The 23230-nt window shown below is 41.5% G+C and carries 21 protein-coding genes and 3 tRNA genes; 11 read left to right on the top strand and 13 right to left on the bottom strand.

The window, feature by feature from the left end:
* Positions 1 to 66: 66 nt before the first annotated feature.
* From aroA to FSB76_RS29790, 7 genes are all read right to left on the bottom strand, one after another.
* Positions 67 to 1377, bottom strand: a complete 1311-nt coding sequence (aroA, locus tag FSB76_RS29760) for a 3-phosphoshikimate 1-carboxyvinyltransferase (RefSeq protein WP_192910111.1) — start codon at positions 1375 to 1377, stop codon at positions 67 to 69.
* A 97-nt stretch (positions 1378 to 1474) separates the two neighbouring features.
* Entirely contained in the window at positions 1475 to 2602 is a 1128-nt protein-coding gene (locus FSB76_RS29765) for a chorismate mutase (protein WP_147060018.1), read from the bottom strand.
* 106 nt (positions 2603 to 2708) lie between these two features.
* The gene (locus FSB76_RS29770) at positions 2709 to 3614 is read right to left on the bottom strand and encodes a prephenate dehydratase (protein ID WP_147060019.1); all 906 of its coding nucleotides are present in this window, start codon (positions 3612 to 3614) and stop codon (positions 2709 to 2711) included.
* Positions 3615 to 4406: 792 nt separating this feature from the next.
* Positions 4407 to 4736 carry a hypothetical protein gene (locus tag FSB76_RS29775; protein ID WP_147060021.1) on the bottom strand — a complete coding sequence of 110 codons (330 nt, stop codon included), beginning with the start codon at positions 4734 to 4736 and terminating at the stop codon, positions 4407 to 4409.
* An 81-nt stretch (positions 4737 to 4817) separates the two neighbouring features.
* Positions 4818 to 5741 (bottom strand): sterol desaturase family protein, encoded by a 924-nt coding sequence (locus tag FSB76_RS29780; protein ID WP_147060023.1) that lies wholly within the window; start codon positions 5739 to 5741, stop codon positions 4818 to 4820.
* Positions 5742 to 6800 carry a 3-dehydroquinate synthase gene (aroB, locus tag FSB76_RS29785; RefSeq protein ID WP_147060025.1) on the bottom strand — a complete coding sequence of 353 codons (1059 nt, stop codon included), beginning with the start codon at positions 6798 to 6800 and terminating at the stop codon, positions 5742 to 5744.
* A gap of 3 nt (positions 6801 to 6803) precedes the next feature.
* Positions 6804 to 7010, bottom strand: coding sequence for an RNA-binding S4 domain-containing protein (locus tag FSB76_RS29790; protein ID WP_090650080.1), 207 nt, complete (start codon positions 7008 to 7010; stop codon positions 6804 to 6806).
* 58 nt (positions 7011 to 7068) lie between these two features.
* Here FSB76_RS29790 and FSB76_RS29795 point away from each other — a divergent pair, with 58 nt between their 5' ends.
* The 3 genes from FSB76_RS29795 to FSB76_RS29805 all read left to right on the top strand — a co-directional run bounded on the left by FSB76_RS29795 (position 7069) and on the right by FSB76_RS29805 (position 9183).
* Positions 7069 to 8274: a proline dehydrogenase family protein gene (locus tag FSB76_RS29795; protein ID WP_147060027.1), complete on the top strand. Its 1206-nt coding sequence runs from the start codon at positions 7069 to 7071 to the stop codon at positions 8272 to 8274.
* A gap of 237 nt (positions 8275 to 8511) precedes the next feature.
* A complete protein-coding gene (locus FSB76_RS29800) occupies positions 8512 to 8919 on the top strand; it encodes a DUF4199 domain-containing protein (RefSeq protein WP_147060029.1) in 408 nt (135 codons plus the stop codon).
* A 190-nt stretch (positions 8920 to 9109) separates the two neighbouring features.
* A tRNA-Pro gene (locus FSB76_RS29805) sits at positions 9110 to 9183 on the top strand.
* 206 nt (positions 9184 to 9389) lie between these two features.
* Here FSB76_RS29805 and FSB76_RS29810 read toward each other — a convergent pair.
* Entirely contained in the window at positions 9390 to 10169 is a 780-nt protein-coding gene (locus FSB76_RS29810; protein ID WP_147060031.1) for an SDR family NAD(P)-dependent oxidoreductase, read from the bottom strand.
* Between the two features lie 273 nt (positions 10170 to 10442).
* Here FSB76_RS29810 and FSB76_RS29815 point away from each other — a divergent pair, with 273 nt between their 5' ends.
* Positions 10443 to 11318 carry an RNA polymerase sigma factor gene (locus tag FSB76_RS29815; RefSeq protein WP_147060032.1) on the top strand — a complete coding sequence of 292 codons (876 nt, stop codon included), beginning with the start codon at positions 10443 to 10445 and terminating at the stop codon, positions 11316 to 11318.
* 407 nt (positions 11319 to 11725) lie between these two features.
* A tRNA-Pro gene (locus FSB76_RS29820) sits at positions 11726 to 11799 on the top strand.
* Between the two features lie 197 nt (positions 11800 to 11996).
* Here FSB76_RS29820 and FSB76_RS29825 read toward each other — a convergent pair.
* The 4 genes from FSB76_RS29825 to hscB all read right to left on the bottom strand — a co-directional run bounded on the left by FSB76_RS29825 (position 11997) and on the right by hscB (position 14517).
* On the bottom strand, positions 11997 to 12662 hold the full coding sequence (locus FSB76_RS29825; RefSeq protein ID WP_147060034.1) for an adenylate/guanylate cyclase domain-containing protein: 666 nt from the start codon (positions 12660 to 12662) through the stop codon (positions 11997 to 11999).
* Between the two features lie 288 nt (positions 12663 to 12950).
* Positions 12951 to 13415 carry a hypothetical protein gene (locus FSB76_RS29830; RefSeq protein ID WP_147060036.1) on the bottom strand — a complete coding sequence of 155 codons (465 nt, stop codon included), beginning with the start codon at positions 13413 to 13415 and terminating at the stop codon, positions 12951 to 12953.
* 469 nt (positions 13416 to 13884) lie between these two features.
* Positions 13885 to 13964: transfer RNA gene (locus FSB76_RS29835), tRNA-Leu, on the bottom strand.
* A gap of 28 nt (positions 13965 to 13992) precedes the next feature.
* Positions 13993 to 14517 carry a Fe-S protein assembly co-chaperone HscB gene (gene hscB / locus FSB76_RS29840; protein WP_147060038.1) on the bottom strand — a complete coding sequence of 175 codons (525 nt, stop codon included), beginning with the start codon at positions 14515 to 14517 and terminating at the stop codon, positions 13993 to 13995.
* Positions 14518 to 14732: 215 nt separating this feature from the next.
* On the opposite strand from hscB, the gene kdsA reads away from it, so the two are divergent.
* The 5 genes from kdsA (at position 14733) to FSB76_RS29865 (ending at position 20302) form a co-directional block, all read left to right on the top strand.
* Complete coding sequence (kdsA, locus tag FSB76_RS29845; protein WP_317131376.1) at positions 14733 to 15491, top strand: 3-deoxy-8-phosphooctulonate synthase; 759 nt, start codon at positions 14733 to 14735, stop codon at positions 15489 to 15491.
* Positions 15492 to 15569: 78 nt separating this feature from the next.
* Positions 15570 to 16505: a KpsF/GutQ family sugar-phosphate isomerase gene (locus FSB76_RS29850; protein ID WP_147060042.1), complete on the top strand. Its 936-nt coding sequence runs from the start codon at positions 15570 to 15572 to the stop codon at positions 16503 to 16505.
* Positions 16506 to 16564: 59 nt separating this feature from the next.
* Complete coding sequence (locus tag FSB76_RS29855; RefSeq protein WP_147060045.1) at positions 16565 to 17896, top strand: nucleotide sugar dehydrogenase; 1332 nt, start codon at positions 16565 to 16567, stop codon at positions 17894 to 17896.
* A 206-nt stretch (positions 17897 to 18102) separates the two neighbouring features.
* Positions 18103 to 19506, top strand: a complete 1404-nt coding sequence (locus FSB76_RS29860; RefSeq protein WP_147060047.1) for an undecaprenyl-phosphate glucose phosphotransferase — start codon at positions 18103 to 18105, stop codon at positions 19504 to 19506.
* A 1-nt stretch (position 19507) separates the two neighbouring features.
* Complete coding sequence (locus FSB76_RS29865; protein ID WP_147060049.1) at positions 19508 to 20302, top strand: ABC transporter substrate-binding protein; 795 nt, start codon at positions 19508 to 19510, stop codon at positions 20300 to 20302.
* A 3-nt stretch (positions 20303 to 20305) separates the two neighbouring features.
* On the opposite strand, the gene FSB76_RS29870 is transcribed toward FSB76_RS29865, so the two are convergent.
* Positions 20306 to 22156 (bottom strand): CocE/NonD family hydrolase, encoded by a 1851-nt coding sequence (locus tag FSB76_RS29870; RefSeq protein ID WP_147060051.1) that lies wholly within the window; start codon positions 22154 to 22156, stop codon positions 20306 to 20308.
* A gap of 459 nt (positions 22157 to 22615) precedes the next feature.
* On the opposite strand from FSB76_RS29870, the gene FSB76_RS29875 reads away from it, so the two are divergent.
* Complete coding sequence (locus tag FSB76_RS29875) at positions 22616 to 23212, top strand: short chain dehydrogenase (protein WP_147060054.1); 597 nt, start codon at positions 22616 to 22618, stop codon at positions 23210 to 23212.
* Positions 23213 to 23230 lie beyond the last annotated feature (18 nt).

The raw sequence follows: 23230 nt of genomic DNA on the forward strand, positions 1-23230 counted from the left end.
CATATTTTGCGGACTGCAAAGTTTGTGAACAGATCCTTCGTTCCTCAGGATGACAGGGTGTATGGTTTATATTGTTACTTCCTCCACAATAAACCCTTGCTTCTCCAAATCATCCCAAAATGCCGGGTACGATTTATCAACTACTGGGCCGTTTTCAAATTCCAGTTGAGGAACTATCAGCGCAAGTGGTGCAAAAGCCATAGCCATACGGTGATCATGGTAGGTGTTGATGAACATACGCTCCGGGATAAACTTTTCGCTGCAATCCAGTTTATAAACCTGGCCTTTTTCAATGAGTTTAACGCCCATTTTGGCAAGCTCGGTTTGTAAAGCCAAAACCCTGTCGGTTTCTTTGATTTTCAGCGTTTCTAAGCCGGTAAATGTTGCTTCATGGCCTAAGGCCGCGCATACTACAATTACTGTTTGTGCCAAATCGGGGCATTCCTTCATATCGAAGACCTTGCGGCTTAAAGGTTTGGCCTCTTTTAGTAAATGCACACCACCATCTTTAAATTGCGATGTAATACCAAAGTTGGCCATTATCTCGGTTATTACGCTGTCGCCCTGTAGGCTGTATGCGGTTAAGCCGGTCAGGAATATTTCTGCTTCATCGGCCAGGGCAGCAATAGCATACCAATACGATGCGGCGCTCCAGTCTGGTTCAATGTATAATGATGTTGTGGCAAAATCCTGGTTGGCTATGGCAATCACATTGTCGGTCCAGGTGTGCCGGATGCCGGCTGTTTGTAACATAGCCAGGGTCATTTCTACATAAGGGCGCGACGTTAGCTCGCCTTCAATATGTAATTCCAAACCAAGTGGTAACCGGGCTGCTATGAGCAAAAGTGCCGTAATGTACTGACTACTGATATTGCCTTTTATACTGATTTGACGGCTTAACTGCTCAAAGCCACCTTTTAACCTGATAGGAGGGTAACCCTCTTGTTCTTCAAAACCTATATGGGCACCCAGCTCCGTCAACGCATCAACCAATACACCTATCGGCCTTTCCTTCATGCGTTGGCTACCGGTTAAAATAACCTCGTCATCCTGGATGGCATAATAAGCCGTTAAAAAACGCATTGCCGTACCGGCCGGGCCGATGTCGACAGTTTGTAGTCCATGGTCTATGGTCGATGGACCATGGTCGCTGCCGCCTGCCAAAACCTCTTGATCCTTGACTCTTGATTCTTGATTCTTCCTCAATATCCCTGCTAACAAAACCGAATCGGCCGAATCAGATACATTATCTACCTTAACCTTACCGTTGCTCAGCGCTTCAATAATGAGGGCGCGGTTACATTCACTTTTCGAACCGGTGAGGTTCACCGTGCCTTTTATATGCTTATTACTTTTACTCAGGATGATGTTTTGCATCGCTATTTATTTAGGTTGTACGTTGTACGTTTTACGTTGAAGGGAATAAACCTAATTCAAAACGTATAACGTATCACGTAAAACGTATAACATAAAATTACGCGTGTGTTAGTTTTTCTGCTGCCTGGCCTGCTTCGCTGGCGTTCATGATGGCTGTTTGCCTGCTGATAGATTCGGCGTGTAAAAGCTCCAGTAATTTTTCGGTAAACTCGCCGCCTAATTTTAATGCTTTAGCATAGTTAGTGCGTTTTTGCAGAATCTCGTCCCAACGGCCAACCTGTAAAATGGTAATGCCATTATCTTTTTTATGCTGACCAATTTTATCGGCAATCAGCATACGTTCGGCAATTTTCTGGATAACTAAATCGTCAATTTTATCAATTTGGTTGCGTAGTTCGGCCAGTTTATCGTTAACCTCGGCATTGCGTACTTCTGGTTTACGTAATGCCAAATGATCGATGATGTCAGCAAGGGCAGCAGGGGTAACCTGTTGTTTAGCATCTGTCCAGGCTACGCTTGGATCGATGTGCGATTCGATCATCAAACCTTGCATATCCAAATCCAACGCTTTTTGCGAAATGTAACCTATAAGGTCGCGGTTACCCGATATGTGGCTTGGATCGTTAATGATAGGTAATTCAGGCGCTAAAGTTTTTAATGCGATAGCAATATCCCACATCGGCTCGTTACGGAAAGCAGATTTTTCGTAAGATGAAAAACCGCGGTGGATAGCAGCAAGTTTGGTAATACCTGCATTGTTGATACGCTCCAAAGCGCCAATCCATAAAGAAAGATCGGGGTTTACCGGGTTTTTAACCATTACCGGTACATCAACACCACGCAAAGCATCAGCAATTTCCTGTACAGTAAAAGGGTTTACTGTTGAGCGGGCACCAACCCAAAGGATATCAACACCTGCCTTTAATGCTTCTTCAACGTGTTTACCGGTAGCTACTTCAATAGCTGTTGGTAAGCCCGTTTCGGCTTTAGCGCGTTTTAACCACTCCAAACCAATTGAGCCAATACCTTCAAACTCTCCCGGGCGAGTACGTGGTTTCCAGATACCTGCACGCAGGGCAGAAATTTTACCGGTTTGGGCTAATAAATGAGCGGTTGCTACCAGCTGATCTTCAGTTTCGGCGCTGCACGGGCCTGCAATTACCAATGGCTCTTTACCGGTCTTAATCCAGGTATGAAGTGGCTGTATGTTTAAATTTAGTTTCATTGTGTTTGTTATTTGTCCCGGCCGCTTGTTTTTTAAACCGGGGTTGTTTTATGTTTTAATTTTTTTGATTTCTTTCTTTTGGGCGATGATCTAAAAAATCATCTTTTTAAACGTTGCGGCGGATGTTAATATATCGCCTGCCGCGGTCAATTCTTTGGGGTTTGGGTGCTACTGATGGTTCGTCATCGTGTCTTTCATATTCGCCAAGTATGTTAAAGTTTTGTGTGTATTTCAGTATCTGCCGTATGGCGTTGTCGTAATGTTTCTGCTCGTCCCACTCCACATCTACATAAAAATTATATTCGTTACGCTTACCAAGTATGGGCATTGATTGAATTTTGCTCATATTTAAACCTTCTTCGGCAAAAATATTAAGCACTTTGGCCAAAGCCCCAACCTTATTACTCACCTGGAAACAAAGCGATGCTTTATTGGCCGGTTTTTTATCCATGTTATCATGGTGGGTGAGGATCAAAAAGCGGGTAAAGTTCCGTTTGTTCGATTCGATGCGGCGCTCCAGAACATCCAGCCCATACAGTGTTGCAGCTAATGAATTGGCAATAGCTACAGTATCTGTCAATTGCTCATCGCGGATGCGTTTGGCACAGGCGGCAGTATCGCTGCTCTCGATAATTTTAAGATGGGGGTACTCGTCAAAAAAATCAACACACTGGCGCAGGGCAATAGGATGCGAGGTTACATATTTTACATCCTCAAATTTTACGCCCGGCAAAGCCATCAGGTGCAGCTGAATAGGCAGGTAAATTTCGCCTACCACCGGGAAACCATAATCGAGCAGTAAAGTGTAGTTGGGTAATATGCTGCCGGCAATGCTGTTTTCAATAGCCATTACCACATAATCAGCCTCGCGGTTCTTTAACTTCTCAAAAGTTTGTTTAAAAGAGTTGCACTCAATCATCTGGGCGTTTTCGCCAAAATAACGCAGTCCGGCTTCTTCGTGGAAGGAGGCGCGGATTCCCTGTATGGCAACTCTTGGTTTTTCTATTTTCATAACCCCTGTTAATGCAAAAAGTCCCGGCATTTTGTGCCGGGACTTTTTAAATTTTTTATGTGTGTTTAGTACATATTAGTCCCGGCTCTTACTGGTAAAGTAAAAGTAGTAACCATAAAAATATGCACTGTTAAATTTCATTTGTTTTTTATTACGTTGTAAATGTACGGTAAAAAATGATTCCGTCAATAGAAAATTTTATTTTTTGATAAAAAAAGTAGGCGAACGAAATTTTATATCGTAAAAATGGATTTTACCTTCTTTTAAATAGTCCGCGATCACTATAAATAATAGGAATGCCTAATCGTTCATGCATCTTGTCTAAAAAAACATCTCCAGGCAGCAGGGTCCCCGATAGTTTAATTACGTCGCCGTTGTTAAATATTATTTCGTACTTATCAAGTATGCCGCTCCGGTTGCGGCTATTTTGGTTATATAAAATTAGCCTTATATCGGTTTTATCGTAAATAATAATGTGTTGTTCATCAACGCTATATGAAAATTTGTTTTTTCCTCTGGAGATTTGAAGATACTGATGACGGCCCTTTAAATTTGTGGCAACAAAATATGAAATCGCAGCTACCGATAATAACATCATTAATATGGGAAAAACCTCGAGCCAACGACCAACCGTTATTTTAAAGAACAGCAAAGAAAAAACTGTAGTATATGCCAATAAGGATAGTGAAAGTGTCAGTATTTTCCCGGTTTTTACATGATACACAAAATTATTGCTGACAAAGTGGGGTTGGTTGCCAATATTAAAAAAGTATTTTTCAAAAATGCTGAGATCTAATGTCTGATTGAAGAAATCAGCAACGAGCTTTTCCGCAGACTCAATATCAGCAGCGTGGTAATTATATAAATGATTTGATTATCCTTATCCAGATAGTAAACACAAAATTTGCCACCGAAATATAACCCCAGCTTCAGGTAGTTTAACTCAGCGTCCTGTATAGTTACCGATGGGCCGGTTAATTGAATATCGGTTAAGGGGCGTTCCAAATCCCAGGGAAAGTCTTTTATCAGTTGAATTGTTTCATCCAAATTTCTTGGCTGCTCGTCAGAGAATTCGCCTTTTTCGTAAGTGTTACGTTGTAGTTTGGATATAAATTGAGGCATAGGTTATTATAGGGCGATGCTTGTTTGCTTATAATTCAAATTTAAAATAAAGCATCGACACCTATGAGGTTTGCAATTAAATTAAGCTGTTTGCTTTTGTTCGATGAGGGGCGAAATGTGCTGAATTTCATACTCCCGCTGCATTACCCTTGCAGTTTGTGTACTGCCGTCATGACTCCAGCCAGGCGGGTTAAATAAATAACCAAGCTTGTTTTTAACGCCTGGCGCGTGCTTAACATCGTGTATCAGCGCTTTCCATTCGTGAAATATAACATTTACCGGACCCATATCATCGGGTTGTTTGGTAATACCATATTTAACAGGCTCGGGCAAATCCTCGTCGCGGAAGGTGCCAAACATTCTGTCCCATAAAATTAATACCATGCCCATGTTTTTATCAAGATAGGGGATGTTTGATGCGTGGTGCACACGGTGATGTGCCGGTGTTACAAAAATCCAGCCATACCATTTTGGTAACGGGATTTTATATTGTGTATGTACCAGGTTGCCATAAAACTGGGTAACCAGGTATGCGTATAAAATATCTAATGCGCTAAAGCCAAACAGGGCAAGGGGTAAGTAAAAAAACACCCTATACAATGGCTCAAATACAGTTGAACGGAAACCGGTAGTGAAGTTGAAATGTTCTGACGAATGGTGGGTTACGTGTATAGCCCAAAAAAGGCGGCAATAGTGGCCAATGTAATGTAGCAGCCAATACAAAAAATCCTGTGCAACAATCAGTACAAACCAGTATAACCAAACGTTATGGATTTGAAACAACCTGTACCTGTAAGTGAAACTCAGGATAATAAATGTGCTGCCTTTTACTATCAGGTTGGTTACAACGGCAAGCGAGGTAAGATAAACATTGGTAAAAGTATCGCGTGTTTCGTAATAATGCCTGTCTTCCCAATAACTTAAACCCATTTCTACAAGGGTTAAAATCACCAAAAGGCAAAGTATTACAATGGCGCTTATTTCCGTTTTGTCTAAGTGATGCATTTACAAATTAATATAATACAATAAACTCTCGCAAAGTTCGGCTTCTGTGCAGATATTATCAATATTACATTGACCAATGTTGGTCAGCAGGGTGCAATTTATATTTCCGCTTTGGTTCTTCTTGTCCTTTTTCATGTACTCGAATAACGTATCGAAGCTTGATTCGTGGATGGTATAACGTGGATAAAGATTATTCAGTGTATCTGTTATCTCTTTTAACTCTTCGGCAGGCAGGCCTGTTTTTTTGTGGGCCAGGTACGATTCGCAGATCATGCCTATGGCAATAGCCTCGCCATGCGATAAATGATCTTTATCATTAATCAATGAGTAGGTTTCAACTGCGTGACCGATGGTGTGCCCGAAGTTTAAAGCCTTGCGGATACCTTTTTCATGCGGATCCTCCACGGTGATTTTATTTTTTATGGCGACGGACCGATGTACCAGTTCGGCAGATGGTTTGCTCAGGTCGCTGTTTTTTAACTGGTTCCAGTAATTAGCATCCTGAATGAGGCCATGTTTCAGCATTTCGGCCAGGCCCGATAGGATTTGTTTTGCAGGCAGGGTATCTAAAAATCCCAATTCAATAAATACAGCCTTGGGTTGGGTAAAGGTACCTATGATGTTTTTGATGCTATCGATATCAATCCCGGTTTTACCGCCTACTGATGCATCAACCTGCGATAACAAGGTAGTAGGTACGTGTACAAAATCAATCCCACGCTTAAATGTGGACGCAGCAAAGCCGCCAAGGTCGCTGATAACGCCGCCGCCAAGGTTAATAAGCAAGCTTTTACGGTCGGCCCCAAAATCTATCAGCATTTTCCAGATGCCGATGCAAAAATCAATATCCTTGCTTTCTTCGCCGGCGTTTATTTCAATAATGTCAAAATTGTCCTGGTCTTCTATTTTGCTTTTTACCAGGGGCAGGCAATGTTGTGCGGTATTTTCGTCGGTTAAAATAAAAAAACGCGAGTAGCGGCCTTGTTTTACAAAGTTGGCCAGTTCATCTATGCTGTTTTCAAAAAAAATGGGGTAATTATCGCTCTGAATGGTGTCCATAATTTAAATAACCATGATTTTATTTCCTCTGAATTCAACCAGGTCGCCTCGTTTTACTTTAAGGCGTTTGCGGTAATCAACCTGTCCGTTATAGCTTACTTCCCCCTCACTTACAACTATTTGCGCCTCGCCTCCGGTGGGTACCAGGCCTGCTGCTTTTAGTAGTTGTATCATCGGGATAAAGTCGCCGTTTAACTTAAATTCAATCATGGTGGGCAAAAATAAACTATTCATGGAATAATGAGTTATCAATTTTATAATTTTGCGGATGCTTTCTAATGAAACTAATAATAATTCTAAACACGGTAAGCCCTCTTTTGAAAATACAGAAATAGCTTTTCGTCATTCATCTAATGCAGATCTTAACCGGGCTTATTGGTTATTCAGGATCATCAATGTTAATTTTTTGGTAAAGATAGGCCCCCCGGTAACCAACTTTGCCATTAAAATAGGCCTGCCGATTAAAGGCATTATTAAGGCTACTATATTTAAACACTTTTGCGGCGGCGAAACCATTACCGGGTGCGATAATACCATCAAAAACCTGGATAGCGGCGGCGTAGGTACTATTTTAGACTATTCGATAGAAGGGGAGGACGATGAAGTCGTTTTTGATAGCACCAGGGACGAGATCATCCGCACGATTGTACGGGCTTCAAAAGATAAAGCTATACCGTTAACCGTATTTAAGATAACCGGCGTTGGCCGCTTTGCTTTGTTAGAGAAGCTGGATGCCCGCCTGCCACTTACGCCCGATGAGGAAAGCGAATGGCAAAGGGTGCAAAGCCGGGTATTGGCTATTTGCGATAAGGCCTACAAAAGCAATGTGCCTGTGATGATTGACGCCGAAGAAAGCTGGATACAGGAAACTATCGACTTGCTGGCTTTAACTATGATGACGCAGTTTAACACCAAACAGCCCATTGTTTATAACACTTACCAAATGTACCGCCATGATAAACTGGCATCGATATTAAACGACCACGAGATTGCGAAGGGCGAAGGTTTTATATTAGGTGCAAAGATTGTGCGCGGCGCTTACATGGAAAAAGAGCGTAAGCGTGCCCTGGAAATGGGTTATAATTCGCCCATTCAGCCCGATAAAAAATCAACCGACCTTGATTATGACTCGGCATTGGATTATTGTACCAGCCATATTAACGAAATAGCCTTTATTGCGGGCACCCACAACGAAGAAAGTTGCCGCCTGCTGGCCGAGCTTTTAGATAACAAGGGCATCGACCATAAGCACCCACACGTATATTTTTCGCAGTTACTGGGCATGAGCGACAACCTGAGCTTTAACCTGGCCGATGCGCAATACAATGTGGCCAAATACGTGCCCTACGGGCCAATAAAAGCCGTGCTGCCATACCTGTTTCGCCGCGCGCAGGAAAATACCGCCATAGCGGGCCAAATGAGCCGTGAACTGAGCTTAATAGTGAAAGAACGGAGAAGAAGAGGCAAGAATTAAGAGTCAAGAACCAAGAATCAGGATTGAAAATATCGGCCGCTAAAATTAGCGGCTTTTTTATTGCAATATTTTGGATGGGCGCTGTTCAGTAGGGTTTGGTTGTAGTTAGGGGAGAGGGTTGCTAATCAACCGCAATTGTTATGCTGAGTTAGGGCTAATAAAAAGACATTATTTGCTGATAAACAAGTGAAAATTTTGCATATTTATATCAGGTATTATCATATGCCATCCTAAATTATGAAAAATGCATTTGTAACAGGTTTAATCCTGGGTATCCTTAGCGGTACCTGGTTGTTCATCATGCGGTCGTTTGGGTATAACAGCACTGGCAACCACGTAAGCCCGGTTGAGTATTTATCATTACTGATACCCTTTTGCGGTGTTTATTTTGGGGTGAAGCGCTATCGTGATGATGATAAGCAAGGCGAGATTGGCTTTTTCGACGCCTTGTTTCAAAGCTTTAGGATTTTGCTTATCGGCGGGCTGTTTGCCTGTTTGGCAGGGATTGTTTACATTAATTATTTTGATATGGCAAGTAACCTGTTTGCTTTCTCGGGCAGACTGTTCGGTGGGTTGGTTATTGGTATTTTAATTTGCTTAGGGGTTTCTGCCGCATTGATGAATAAATCGAGCAAGCTGAATTAATAGAAGCACGGCTGTAGTTGATGACTTGCAGGTTATAAACTAACTTCGGTAGCTGCAAATACTATATAATAAAAGAATATTTAACGTCAAATGTGCGCTAATGAAGAGGTTATAATATTGCTTGAAATTTAATTTAAAAAAAGTTTTGCAACTTGATTAAAAATCCTACTTTTGCCAACCCAATCGGGAACGGGATGTAGCGTAGCCCGGTATCGCGCCACATTTGGGATGTGGAGGCCGCAGGTTCGAATCCTGCCATCCCGACAGCTAACGCAAAAACGCCTTCAGGTTATTCTGAGGGCGTTTTTTGATTTAATAAAGACTTATTAAAAGTTAAATCGATGTAGTTTCGATTCAAATCCTGTTATGTCTTGCTGGAAATATTAGTTTAATTCCATCTTCTCAAGAAACCCGATGTTATTAGCATAACTTAAGAGATAACCGAAAAACGCTGATTTCAGTAACTGTGATCAACCGCGACCTGTTGACATGCCACCATCTACTGCTAAAATAGCTCCGGTTGTAAATGCACTTTCGTCAGACAAAAGGAATACAATCGCGCTTGCCGCTTGTTCAGGCTTGCCGTTTTTACCGAGTGGGTTGAGACCTAACAGGCTGTTGTAGGTTTCTTCAACCTTTTCAACACCCACAACATCGTTCAACACATTGGTCACAAAAAGACCGGGAGCGATAGCGTTTACCCTGATATTTTCAGGCGCCAACTCAACTGCAAGGTGTTTGGTTAACGCGTGCAAACCTGCTTTGGCTATTGAATAAGCTGAAGTCGGCATGCCCTTTACAACATTTTCTGACCAGTAAGAACCAATGTTTACAATAGCGCCGCCACCGTTTTCTTTCATTTTCTTGGCTACCGCCTGTGAGATAAAGTAGAAACCTGTGTTGATATCCAGCAGCGCAGCGTACTCATCTGGGGTTGTTTCCAAAAAAGGTTTCGGCCTAAAGATACCTGATGCGTTTACCAGGTAATCAATTTTGCTTTCCTTTTCGATTTCGGCAATGAATGCCGTTACACTTTCAATGTTGGTAATGTCAACAACTTTACCTGTAACCGTGATTTCAGGATTGTTGTTAGAAAGATCATTTACTGTTGCTATAACTGAATCTTTTGTTTTACTGGCTACAATAACGCTTGCGCCGCTTTCAGCAAGCAATGATGCTGTTGCTTTTCCCATCCCACTGGTTCCACCGATCACCAGGGCTAATTTCCCGTTTAAATCTTGATTTTTCATGTTTTTATTTTTTTAAAATTTACCCTTTGACGTAGTTTCTAAATTCTGTGACAAACTTTTTTTTCAGCTTATAAAAAAACGGCAACCCGAACGCAATTGGAGTTGTAGTGCCCGGGAGTACGCTTCGCCCGTTGACGTATTGTCAGTTAATTAATTGTCATTAATTTAAGCGTAGGAACTTTCCTTGACTGTTATTTTCAGGGTTGTATATATTTGTAAAAAAAAATATTGGCCTTTTAAAACGTAATTTAAATTAACCCTCAGGGAATTATTATGACACCTTTTAGCAAATCATATAAAGAAGATGATGACCTTGAGTTAATCAAAGAGTCTTTTGAAGGGTCTAAAGGCGCATTAAATAAATTGATAAATCGTCATCAACGATTTATTTATAATCTTGCTTTAAAATTTGTAGGTGACAGGGATGAAGCCGCTGACCTTACACAGGAAGTTTTAATTTCGCTGGTGTCGAAGTTAGACAAGTTCAATGGTAACAGCAGTTTCCGCACCTGGTTGTACCGCATAGTCTATAATCAGTTCATCGATACTAAGAGAAAGAAAGTAGAAAAATCAGTTGTATCCTTTGAAGAATACGGCGATTTTCTGGATACCGCGTATAACGATGAGGGAATGACACCGCAAGAGCAGGCGGACAATGAAAAGTTAATCGACTGGACACGTAATAAATGCCTGACAGGGGCGCTGATTTGCCTGGACAGACAACAACGCATGGTTTTCATACTTGGTGCAATCTTCAATTTGAAATCCAGTATAGCGGCCGAAATTCTTGAAGTGACGCCGGAGAATTTCAGGAAACAACTGCAACGTGCTAAGGGCGATTTATTCACCTTTATGCAGGATAAGTGCGGGTTAATAAATGTTGCGGCTCCTTGTCGCTGTCAAAAGAAAACCAAAGGATATATTCAGGACGGCATTGTGTCGCCTGAAACCATACAATTTTACCGTCAATTCACCGACTCTATAGAATCCGTTGTCGAAAGTAAAAACCGGGAGATAGATTACCTGATTACAAATCCATATTTGTACTTATTTACTCAGCAACCTTATGAAACCCAAAAAGATAATGAAATTAAATCCCGGCATATTCTAAGTGATCCGGCAGTTATGCAGCTTTTTCAGTTATCATAGGCCCTGGTTGTTTAAACTTGTTATATTTCTTACAATGTCAAATTAGCCAGTAACCTCAAGTCATGGAGGAAAAGGTTCGAAATTTGTACAGGCAGGGCGACTAAAAGCGATATCAACCAATATTAAAAAGCCTTTAAATCTATGATTTAAAGGCTTTTTTGATTTACTACCATTGATTAAGATGTTGCCGGAAAACTTCCTGATCCGATGTTTCCGCGCTGTTATGAGTTAACAATAAACTATTCAAACCATCCCTGTTTTTTAAAGGGCGTATAATCATTTATTAACTGCCGCCTGGGGATTTTTAATGGTTGTAATTTAGAGGGTTATATTTATATCGAACATTTTTAACGGGAATGGTTGATTATTTAATTAAAAAAATTTACCTTCGCCAACCCAATCGGGAACGGGATGTAGCGTAGCCCGGTATCGCGCCACATTTGGGATGTGGAGGCCGCAGGTTCGAATCCTGCCATCCCGACAAAAGCGATACCAATCGATTAAAAAAGTCTTTAAATCTGATGATTTAAGGACTTTTTCTTTTTAGGTTGATCCTGGTTAGTCAAATAAAAAAGGATCAGTCCGAAAGGTTGGGAAATAACTATTGGGGATTTGCGCGTGGAGCAATTACGGTAAATTCAGCAAAAATGCACCTGGTTGGTCAGCCGCTCTTAGGTGTTACCCGGAAATAGCCAATAAATAGTCCAGATTTAGTTGATTGCGGTTACTATATGGTTTCCCGGCCAGGCGAACCTGCTGACCACCACTAATCCCCTGCAACTGCACGGTTTGATAATGGGCGATGGCCCCGCCACCTGCCAACAACTGGTAGGCATGCTCGGAAATAATCATGTCGTTATTCAACTCTTTAGTTTTGGCCTGTAGCCTGGATGCAACGTTTACGGGGAGGCCCATTACGGATAATTGCGGAGCGTTGTCCAGCCCAAACTCGTCAACAAAAACTTTTCCGGCATGCAGGCCTACACCAATCTCGAGCGGGCCTCCATAATAAGGTTCGTCATAAGCTTCGTTGTACAGGCTAACCGTTTGGAACATTACTTTGGCGGCCTGGTAGGCATTATTTACAGATTCTTTCAACCCGGTTTGTAAGCCAAACACGGCATATAAACTATCTCCCGCTATCTCTACCACCTTACCTTCAAATTTTTTGATGATTTGGTTAAAGGCGGTGAACAAACGGCGCACAATTTGAATAACGGTTTTGCCAGACTGTGCTTCCATTAAACCGGTGAAGTTCCTGATATCGAGAAACAGGATGGCAAGTTCCTGCTCTTTGTCTGGGGGAGCAGGTGTCGGGTTCAACATGAAATAATTATTTTCCATAGTAGTATAGACGATTGACGCTTAAAATCATTTTAAACAAAAGTAGATGGATGGCCGAACGATGGCAAAGCAAAAAAGGTAAACCGGGGGTGCTTAACGGTAAAGACGGGGATATTAGCGGTAAACCGGACTTTTTTGTTGGATAGATTCGGGAAAAACTACTTGTTTAAATCAGCAATATAGATATGAATGGTGAGAAGCAGTTCGCTGAAACCTTTAATTTGCGATGCAAAGTAGTGCTTTGCATACTTTGTAAGTATCATTCGGCAATCACATTAACAGTTTTTTTTAGAATGGCCGGAAATTTGGCCGGCTGATGAGCGGCGAAAACGACCATGGTATTGAACTTAATATTACCACCAGGGCTACTGTAAACCAAATTGCCATTGTTTTAAATTTTTGCTGGTCGTTAAGCTGTCGTTTGCTTCTGGCCGAGCCAATGGTAATGAGGGTTATCCCGATCAGCATCATGGTGATGTGTTCCATGCCAAAAAAACGAATGGCCCGTTCATGTACTGCAGTGCCAAAGTGATGTAAAAAATAAGCCACAACAGGGCTGATGCAATATAGCCAAATTCCCAATATTAACTGAATATGTGCTACTGTTGCTATGGTATGCCTTACTATGTTATCGAATTTCAGATAAGGCTTTTGCAATAACCAGCCACGATAAGCCCCAAAAATGGCGAACAGGAGGGTGCTCAATACCAACCAGCGGGTGAGTGAGTGTAATGCTAATAAAGTTCCGTACATGTTTATGCAGACGATTACCAGGCAATAATATTTTAAAGTTTTTATTTTTTTTCTGCGGATTTTAAATTTGATAATAGGAGGTATAAACGAACAGAGTCATCCGGAGAAATCAGGATGGCTCTGTTCCCCTAGTGGAATACTTTCACCAATTAGAAAGCTTTATACGAAGGTAATCCAAGATTTAGAAGTTAAATGATTCATAAAATAGGATTATGGTGAGTTAAATGAAGGTCACTAAGCACCAGGGATTTACCTTGAGCGGGTTTGGATGGAGCCAAAAATTCAGGCTTGCTAAATTATATGCTTAACTATTTATCCACCCCCTCAACTATTCTGCTTGATCCCAAACTTTTTTTTATTCATCCCCTCAACTATTCTGCTTGATCCTAAGATAATATACTGAAAAACAATGAAAAAGGGTTGCTTTTTACAAGCAACCCTTTCAAATTTCTAACCTGAATCCGGTTAGTACCCAGCGCCGGAGTCGAACCGGCACGGTTTCCCACAGGTGTTTGAGACCAGCGCGTCTACCAATTCCGCCAGCTGGGCATACTCTGTAAATCTAATCAGCGATCTTTTACAGGCGGGCTGCAAATGTATCTAAACTCTCTTTAATTCGCAACAGATATTTTTGTCTGTAGTAAATATTTGCAATTTTTATCCTTCTTTCTTCCTGCGCAGTATGGTCAAGCTGTGTATAATCCGTTGTTAGTTCGTGAAGGTTTTCGTTAATATCAGCCTCAAAAGCAAGCACTTCCGCGGTTATTGATGCCAATTCTGTGCTGTTATCAACTTCCATCAATCTTTCATTAATATCCATCATTTCCATCAAAAAATCAGCCGGTAATTGTGGTTTTGCGCCCTCAGAAACCAGGTTATGGAGCTTTAAAATGTATTCCATTCTGCGTGCCGGGTCATTTAATACCTGGTAAGCCTTGTTATTTAGGGTAGATAATTCCAGTATTTCCTGTTGTTTTGCCTCATCTTCGCCTGCATAAAAATCGGGATGATACAGTTTGCTTAGCTCATAAAATTTCTTTTTGAGTTTGGCCGCTTCAATATCAAATGATTCGGGTATGCCATAAAATTCAAAATAATTCATAAACACGAATTTCACCAATTATGTCGAATTACACGAATTTTAATTTGTTACCGCTTTTCTATTACACCTGCTTGCCAGCGTTTTTTGTGTTAGTTAGCTCATTCGTAGAATACTGCACAGCTCTCCCCGTTTTTAGTACCAATCAGTTTCATTCGTGAAATTCGTGCTTATCACTATCTTTGCCACATAACCTACATAATATGTTATTTGAGCAGATGCGGCAGAAGCCGTTTTTTATATTGGGTCCGTGTGTAATGGAAAACCAAGAGTTGTTATACACAGTTGCCGAAAAGGTTGCCGAAGTTGGCCAAAAATATAACGTGCCTGTGATTTTTAAATCTTCTTTTGATAAAGCCAACCGTACATCCATCCACTCTTACCGTGGCCCTGGGATAGGGAAAGGAATGGAGATGCTTCAAAATGTGAAAGAGAAATTCGGCTTGCCTGTTATCACCGATATTCATGAACCTTTCCAGGCGGCGATAGCCGCAGAGGTGGTTGATGTGCTGCAGATTCCGGCGTTTTTATGTCGGCAAACCGACCTATTGGTTGCCGCCGCCGAAACCGGCAAAATAGTTAATGTAAAGAAGGCACAATTCCTGTCGGGGGCCGATATGTTTTATCCCGCCCAAAAGGTATTGGAGGCTGGCAACACCAAAGTAGTACTTACCGAGCGTGGCAATATGTATGGTTACAATAATCTTGCTGTTGATTTCAGGAATATTTACGATATGAAGGCTTTTGGCCATCCCGTTTGCATGGACTGTACCCATTCGGTTCAACGGCCAGGCGGCGCGGGCGGTAAAACAGGCGGCGATCGCACTTTTGTGCCTATGATGGCCCTTGCCGCAAAAGCATTTGGGGCGGATGGTTATTTTATTGAAACCCACCCTGATCCGGATAACGCCTTGAGCGACGGCCCCAACATGCTGAAGCTTCATGATTTGGATGCCCTGATAGCTTCGCTTGTATAGTGTTGGGTTTTACGTATTACGTTGCAAGTAGTACGTGAATTATCATTAAAAACGTAAAACGTAATACGTATAACATTAATGAAGGATATTGCTAAAAGAGTTTTTGCTATCGAGATAGAATCGCTGCAACATGTAGCGAAATTAATTGACGATGAATTTACTAAAACCGTCGAGGCTGTATTGAATTGTACAGGTAAGGTAGTAGTTATTGGCATAGGTAAATCCGGATTGATAGGAAAAAAAATTGCAGCTACACTTGCCAGTACCGGTACTCCAAGCTTTTTCCTGCATCCCGGTGAGGCATTTCATGGCGATCTTGGGATGGTTGGTACTAATGACGCTGTTATGCTGATTTCGTATTCGGGCGAAACTGATGAAGTGTTACGCATAATCCCCTTTTTAAAATGGAATAATAACCTGGTTATAGGCGTTACCGGCAATTCAACCTCTACCGTTGCTAAAAACAGTCATCATCATTTAAATATAAAAATCTCCCGTGAGGCTTGTCCGCTGGAATTGGCGCCAACATCGTCAACCACAGCTGCGCTGGTTATGGGAGATGCGCTTGCCATCGCATTAATGGAGTCCCGGGGGTTTAAGCAGCACGATTTTGCCCGTTTTCATCCTGGTGGCAGCCTTGGCCGCAAATTATTGGTAAAGGTAAAAGATATCATGCGTACAGATAAGTTACCTTTTATAGGTGAAGATGCGTCGTTTACAGAGTTATTGCTTAGTATGTCGGCAGGGCGATTGGGAATGGTTATTGTTGGGCAGGCCGATAATATTAAAGGAATTATTACCGACGGCGATTTACGACGCGCTTTATTAAAGCACCCTGATCCATCTACATTAAGTGTTTTGGAAATAATGACAGTTAACCCACTAATTATTGATGGCGAGGAATTTGCGGGTTATGCCGAACAATTGATGATTGAAAAAAAAATCACCACGTTACTCGTCGGCTCGGCATCTAACAGGTCGGTCAACGGCGTATACCAGATCTATAGTCAGTAAAGTGGTTTATCCAACTCAAAAAATAATATATATTTGCAAATATCTACCCCTGTTTAAAAATGTTTGATCATCCGTCAAATCAGATTCTGCAACAATTTAAAGCTCCGGAAACTGCCCGCATTGCAATAATAGGGTTAGGTTACGTAGGATTGCCGCTCGCGGTTGAGTTTGCAAAAAAATTTCTGGTAAAAGGGTTTGATATAAAAAAAACAAGGGTTGATGAGCTTAATAAGGCCCATGACCGTACCTTGGAAACCAATTCCGAGGTGTTAAAATCAGTTTTGCTTGGCAATGACAGTGGCAAACTTGTATTTACATCGGAGGTTGAGGATATAGCTGATTGCAATGTATTTATAGTTTCGGTGCCAACACCTACCGATCAGCACAATCGTCCTGATCTTGAGCTAATAAAAAAAGCAAGCGAATCAGTTGCGTCTGTACTTAAGATTGGCGATGTAGTGATTTACGAGTCAACTGTTTATCCCGGAGTTACCGAAGATGTGTGTGTGCCGATACTTGAACGGGTATCCAGGCTTAGGTTTAATATTGATTTTTTTGCGGGGTATTCGCCCGAGCGGATTAACCCGGGAGACAAAGTACATACACTTACCAATATATTGAAGGTGACCTCAGGCTCGACGCCCGAAGCTGCCGATTTTATCGATAAACTTTATCAAACTATAGTTACAGCGGGGACGCATAAGGCGCCAAGTATAAAAGTTGCCGAAGCTTGTAAAGTAATTGAAAACTCCCAGCGCGACATTAATATCGCGTTTGTAAATGAACTGGCAAAAATTTTCCAGATCATGGGTATTGATACTCATGCAGTTTTAGAAGCGGCCGGTACCAAGTGGAATTTTTTGAATTTTAAACCGGGACTTGTTGGCGGCCATTGCACCGGGGTTGATCCGTATTACCTTGCCCAAAAAGCCCAGGAGGTAGGTTACCATCCCGAGATTATACTGGCTGGCCGCAGGCTAAATGATGGCATGGGCACATATGTAGCTCTGGAGGTAATTAAGCTTATGGTTAAGAAAGATATTCCGGTAAAAAACTCAAATGTGCTTGTACTCGGTTTTACTTTTAAAGAAAACTGCCCCGATGTACGTAATACCCGGGTAATTGACATTGTAAAGGTTTTAAGTGAGTTTGAAGCATGCTATGAGATTTACGACCCCTGGGCCGATCCATCGGAGGTTGAACTGGAGTACGGCGTTAAAACCATTAACGCATTTGAAAAATTGAAAGGTGGGTACGATGCTATTATTGTAGCAGTATCGCACAGGGAGTTTTTCAGCCTTGATTATAAGCAGTTAAAAAGAGGGGCTGCATCGGTTATATATGATATAAAGGGTATACTGGATAAAAACATGGTTGATGGCCGGTTGTAATTTAATTTGTATTTTTTTCACACAAAATGGTTGTAAAAACTTACTGTAATTTTATATTTGATTTGGTGTCAATTTCTTAATTTTTAATTTTGGTACATATGAAATAACACATTTGTAATCAATTGTACTTTCAATTATCACATTGTTATTTATAAATAAATATGCTAATTTTAGCGGGTGTTATATACTTCAACAAGCTCTAATACATGATTCACAGATACGCTACTTTTATTAAAGCGGTGAACCTTACCATCGATTATATTATACTTAATATGAGCATGGTAATTTCTTACTTTATCGAAGATAGGTCATACATTTTTTGGATAAACAACAGGAAATATTTACCCATTGTTTTGGTGTTTAATTTGATATGGTTGTTATCAGCCAATATTACCGGCTTGTATGAACATGTTTTGAATAAAGATTCTATCAAAACTTATCGCGGAGTAATAAAAACATACCTTCTGTTTGTAAGTTTTATTTGCTTTACTATAATTATACTTATAGGTACAAAAGCCTATTTTATTACACGCGAATACCTGTTTTATTCACTTGCATTATTTGGATTTTTACTTGGCTTGTGGAAACTGATATTCCTTACGATACGTAAAAGCGACAGGGCATCGCTGATTGATACCCGTGCCGTTATTATTATTGGTGGTGGCAGGATAGGTGCAGATCTGTACGGTTTTTTTAAACAAAACCCAGAGCGTGGCTACAGCCTGGTGGGCTTTTTTGATGATAATCCCGAACTCGTAAATGATAAACACCTCTATTTGGGTGGTACTAATGATTGCATAAGCTATGTATTGAATAATAAAGTAGACGAAATTTTTTGTACCCTGCCCAATTCTGAAGCGGCAACAATTGAGCGGCTAATGCTTGATGCTGATAAAAACCTCATCAGGTTTAAGTTTATTCCAGAGTATTATGATTATGCGAAAAAACCAACTTTCATTCAAAGTTTTGGTCATATTCCCGTTATATCTGTAAGGCCCGAGCCATTAGAAAATATGCTCAACAGGTTTATAAAGCGACTGTTTGACGTGGTGTTTTCTTTATTTATTATTCTTTTCGTGTTCAGCTGGTTATTCCCAATCCTGGCTATCCTGATCAAACTTGAATCAAGAGGTCCGGTATTTTTTGTACAGGAACGTTCGGGAAGGGATAACAAACCATTTAAATGTTACAAATTCCGTAGCATGCGGGTAAACAAGGACTCTGATAAAAAGCAGGCAACCCGTGGTGACTCCCGTATCACGAAAACAGGGGCCTTTATTCGTAAAACCAGCCTTGACGAACTTCCCCAGTTTTTTAATGTGATTTTAGGTAACATGTCTGTAGTGGGGCCACGGCCGCACATGATTAGCCATACACAGCAATATTCGCAGCTTATTGATACGTTTATGGTAAGGCACTTTTTAAAACCAGGAATTACAGGATGGGCCCAAATTAATGGTTTAAGGGGCGAAACCCAAACAACACAAGCTATGCTTGAACGTGTTGAAGCTGATGTTTGGTACCTGGAGAATTGGTCATTCCTGTTGGATATGAAAATAGTTTTCTTAACGTTTTGGAATGCTTTAAGGGGAGAAAAGAACGCTTTCTAACATGGCGGTGTTTCGCGATCAGTTAAACCGCGTTATTAATCTGCCGTCTATACCAAAACGCATTGTTTCTGTAGTACCCTCGCAAACCGAGCTTTTGTTTTATTTTGGTTTGAATGTTGAAATTGTTGGTATTACCAAATTTTGCATTCACCCGGAGGCAAAAGTTAAAGAAATAGCCAAAGTAGGGGGCACCAAGCAGCTAAATATTGAACTGATAAAATCCCTGCGCCCCGATTTAATTATCGCTAACAAGGAAGAGAACGATCGCGGCCAGGTTGAAGAGCTCATGGATGTTTGTCCTGTTTGGGTAAGTGATATATATGACCTGGAGACTGCCTTAACCATGATCGAGGGTGTTGGTGATATTGTTGGCAAGGGGCAGGAGGCCTACGCTTTAAATCTCGAAATCAGACACCGTTTTGATACCTATATATTCCCCCCTTTGAATATCACTGTAGCCTACTTTATATGGAAAAACCCGTATATGGTTGCTGGCAGGCAAACGTACATTGATAGCCTGCTGCAAAAGTGTGGCTTAACCAATACTTTCGAATCAGAACGATACCCTGAAGTGTCTCCGGATGACTTAGCTGCCGCTAATCCCAACGTGATATTTTTATCATCCGAGCCATATCCGTTCAAACAAAAACATGTCCACGAGTTTAAACAATTGGTGCCAAAAGCAAAAGCTGTTTTGGTTGACGGCGAAATGTTTTCATGGTATGGGAGCAGGTTGTTGCAGGTGCCGGGGTATCTACGTAGGTTATTGAACGAAATTATTTTGCTGGCTCAATAACCACTATTTTATCACCGGCAAAATTATCTTCGATTTAGCATGGTAAACATTGATGGTTTCTTTCACAAAATCGCTGTCCTTTGCATGATATATATCCACAAATTGCTGCGGATTTCTGTCGGCTAAAGGAAACCAGCTGCTTTGTACCTGGATCATTATTTTGTGACCCTTTTTAAAAGTATGGGCAACGTCGGGCACCTGGAATTTTACCTGTGTAGGCAATCCAGGCACAAATGCTTCGGGTGCCTGGAAGCTATTACGGTACCTACCGCGCATAATTTCGGCCCGTACCAGCATTTGGTAGCCGCCCATAGGATATTTGGTAACCGGGTTAGCTGGTGTATTATCGGGGAAAACATCTATGATTTTTACTACAAAATCGGCATCGGTATTTGAAATACTAACGGTCAGGTCGGCAGTTACCGGGCCGCCAAGCGTGATATCATTAGTTAATGTATCGGTACTGTACGTTAAAACATCAGTGCGGCGGGCGGCAAAACGCTGGTCGTCGGTCATGTATTCGCGTGTGCGGTATTCGTGCACCTTTTCGGCATAGGGAACCGGTTTGGCCGGGTCGCTCGTATAGCTGTCAAAGGTATTTTTGGTATTTGTTGGGCTATTAAAGGATAACTTCCCGTTTTGTTCCAAATAAATCGGCGTAGGCACCGCATCAGCAGGTGGCCATTGAGGTAACTTCCGCCATTTATTTTCCCCCGAAAAAAATATAGTTGCTTTACTAAGCGTATCTATCGAGCCTTTCCCCTTTAAATAGTAATTGAAGAAGGGGATTTCGATGTTTTCCTGGTACCACTCGTTGGTTTTGCTGCCAAACTGGATGTTGCCTAAGTGAGTACCATCTTTGCTTGCCCATTGCCCGTGAAACCAGGGACCTACTACCAAATTACTTTTGGTTGCCGGGCTTTGCTTCACTAAGGCCTGGTAGGTATTCCACGCCCCGTAGCCATCCTCGGCATCAAATAATCCACCCACAACCAACATGGCAGGCTTTACGTTTTTGATCCCCGAGCGCGTATCGCGGGCTTTCCACCATGCATCAAGGTTGGGATGAACCATCATATCGCTCCAAAATTTAAGGCTGTCGCCCGATGCTTTGGTAAAGTTGGGTAATGCTCCCGTTTTTAAGTACCATGCATAGTTATCAGGGCCATTTATGGGATACGTTTTTGCAGGCAATATGGTAGGATGGGGGCGTGGCTGGCTAAAACCGTAACCTACATGAAAATCAAATGCGTCCATCAAAAATAAAACGCCGTTATGGTGGTCGTCATCGCCAAAAAACCTATCGGTAACCGGTGCCTGCGGGCTAACAGCCTTCAACGCCGGATGGCCGCTTAAGGCTGCTTCAGTTGCATAAAATCCGGGGAACGAAATCCCGGTTACACCAACCTTACCATTGTTGTTATCCAGGTTTTTAACAAGCCAGTCTATAGTATCATAGCTATCGCTGGCCTCATCAATATCTTTATTTGTTTTTTTATTGGGATTGAAAGGACGTACCACTTCGAATGTCCCTTCGCTCATCCAGCGCCCCCTGATATCCTGGATCACCATGATATAGCCTTCCCTGCAATATTTGATCATGAAATTTCGCCAGTATCCACGGTAATCTTTGCCATACGGCGCACAGGAATATGGGGTGCGGGTTATCAGGATCGGGTGCTTTTCAGCCTGGTCTTTGGGCTGATAAACAGATGTAAAAAGCTTTATCCCATCGCGCATCGGGATCTGAACTTCTTTTTTGATATAATTATTTACAAACCAGGTTGAGTCGGCATTTTGAGCAAATACTATTGCAGGTGCTAAAAGGATTGTAAGCAGTAACAGTTTTTTCATAAGGAGGTGCACGTTTAAACGTAAATATATTCTTTTTTAAGAACGTGCTGAAATGAGATAGATTTTACAACAGGGCAAACGCATCTAAATTGGGTTAACATAACTTAACACATTTTAAATATATTTTTTATAAATACATAATAATCAATATTTTATGATTTAGCATAGTTAACACTAAATTGATCTCACAAGTTAGGCGCATCCAAATATTTGTGCCCGTTGTCGGCCAATACAAGTCCCTTTGATGCTTGGATCGTTTAACCACTATCAGCCAATAAAAGCAAGGTATCGTTTGATGCTTATATCTTCCCGACGCTATAAGCTTACTTCGTTAGCTATTATTAAATGACAAATCATCATCGCTAAATATTTAGATGCGTTTGCCTTGGATTTTACAATTGTAATATCGTTTACAGCCATAAATATTCATCATCTTTAACATATCAAAACAATATCATCATGAAAATAATCATTGTGGGCGCCAGTGGCACACTTGGCAAACACGTTACCGCAGCTTTAAAAAGCAATCACGAAATAATAACTGCCGGTTCCAAAAGCGGCGACATACAGGTTGATATCAACTCGCCCGAATCTATCGGAAAATTTTATGAGCAGGCGGGCAAGTTCGACGCCTTGGTAAGCACAACCGGCCATGGCCATTTTGGGCCGCTAACAGCTATGACGTATGCCGATTTTATGAAAGGGATTAACAGCAAACTTATGGGGCAGGTAAACCTGGTTTTAATGGGTCAGCATTTTATCAATCCCAAAGGATCTTTTACTTTAACATCGGGTATTTTGAGTGAGGATCCTATCGTATTAGGATCTAATTTAAGTGCGGTAAACGGTGCGCTTGAAGCTTTTGTAAAAGCAGCTGCTATTGAACTGGAAAACGGTGTACGCATAAATACCATAAGCCCGGGTGTTGTAGAAGATTCGCCCGGTTATTTTCCGTACTTCCCCGGCCACATCCCGGTAACTATGGCGCGGGTTGCGCAGGCTTACGTTAAAAGTGTTCTGGGAGCGCAGACCGGGCAAGTGTACAAGGTTTTTTGATCACTTGTGTTGATTTGA

Source organism: Mucilaginibacter ginsenosidivorax (assembly GCF_007971525.1).
GTDB classification, from domain to species: Bacteria; Bacteroidota; Bacteroidia; order Sphingobacteriales; family Sphingobacteriaceae; genus Mucilaginibacter; species Mucilaginibacter ginsenosidivorax.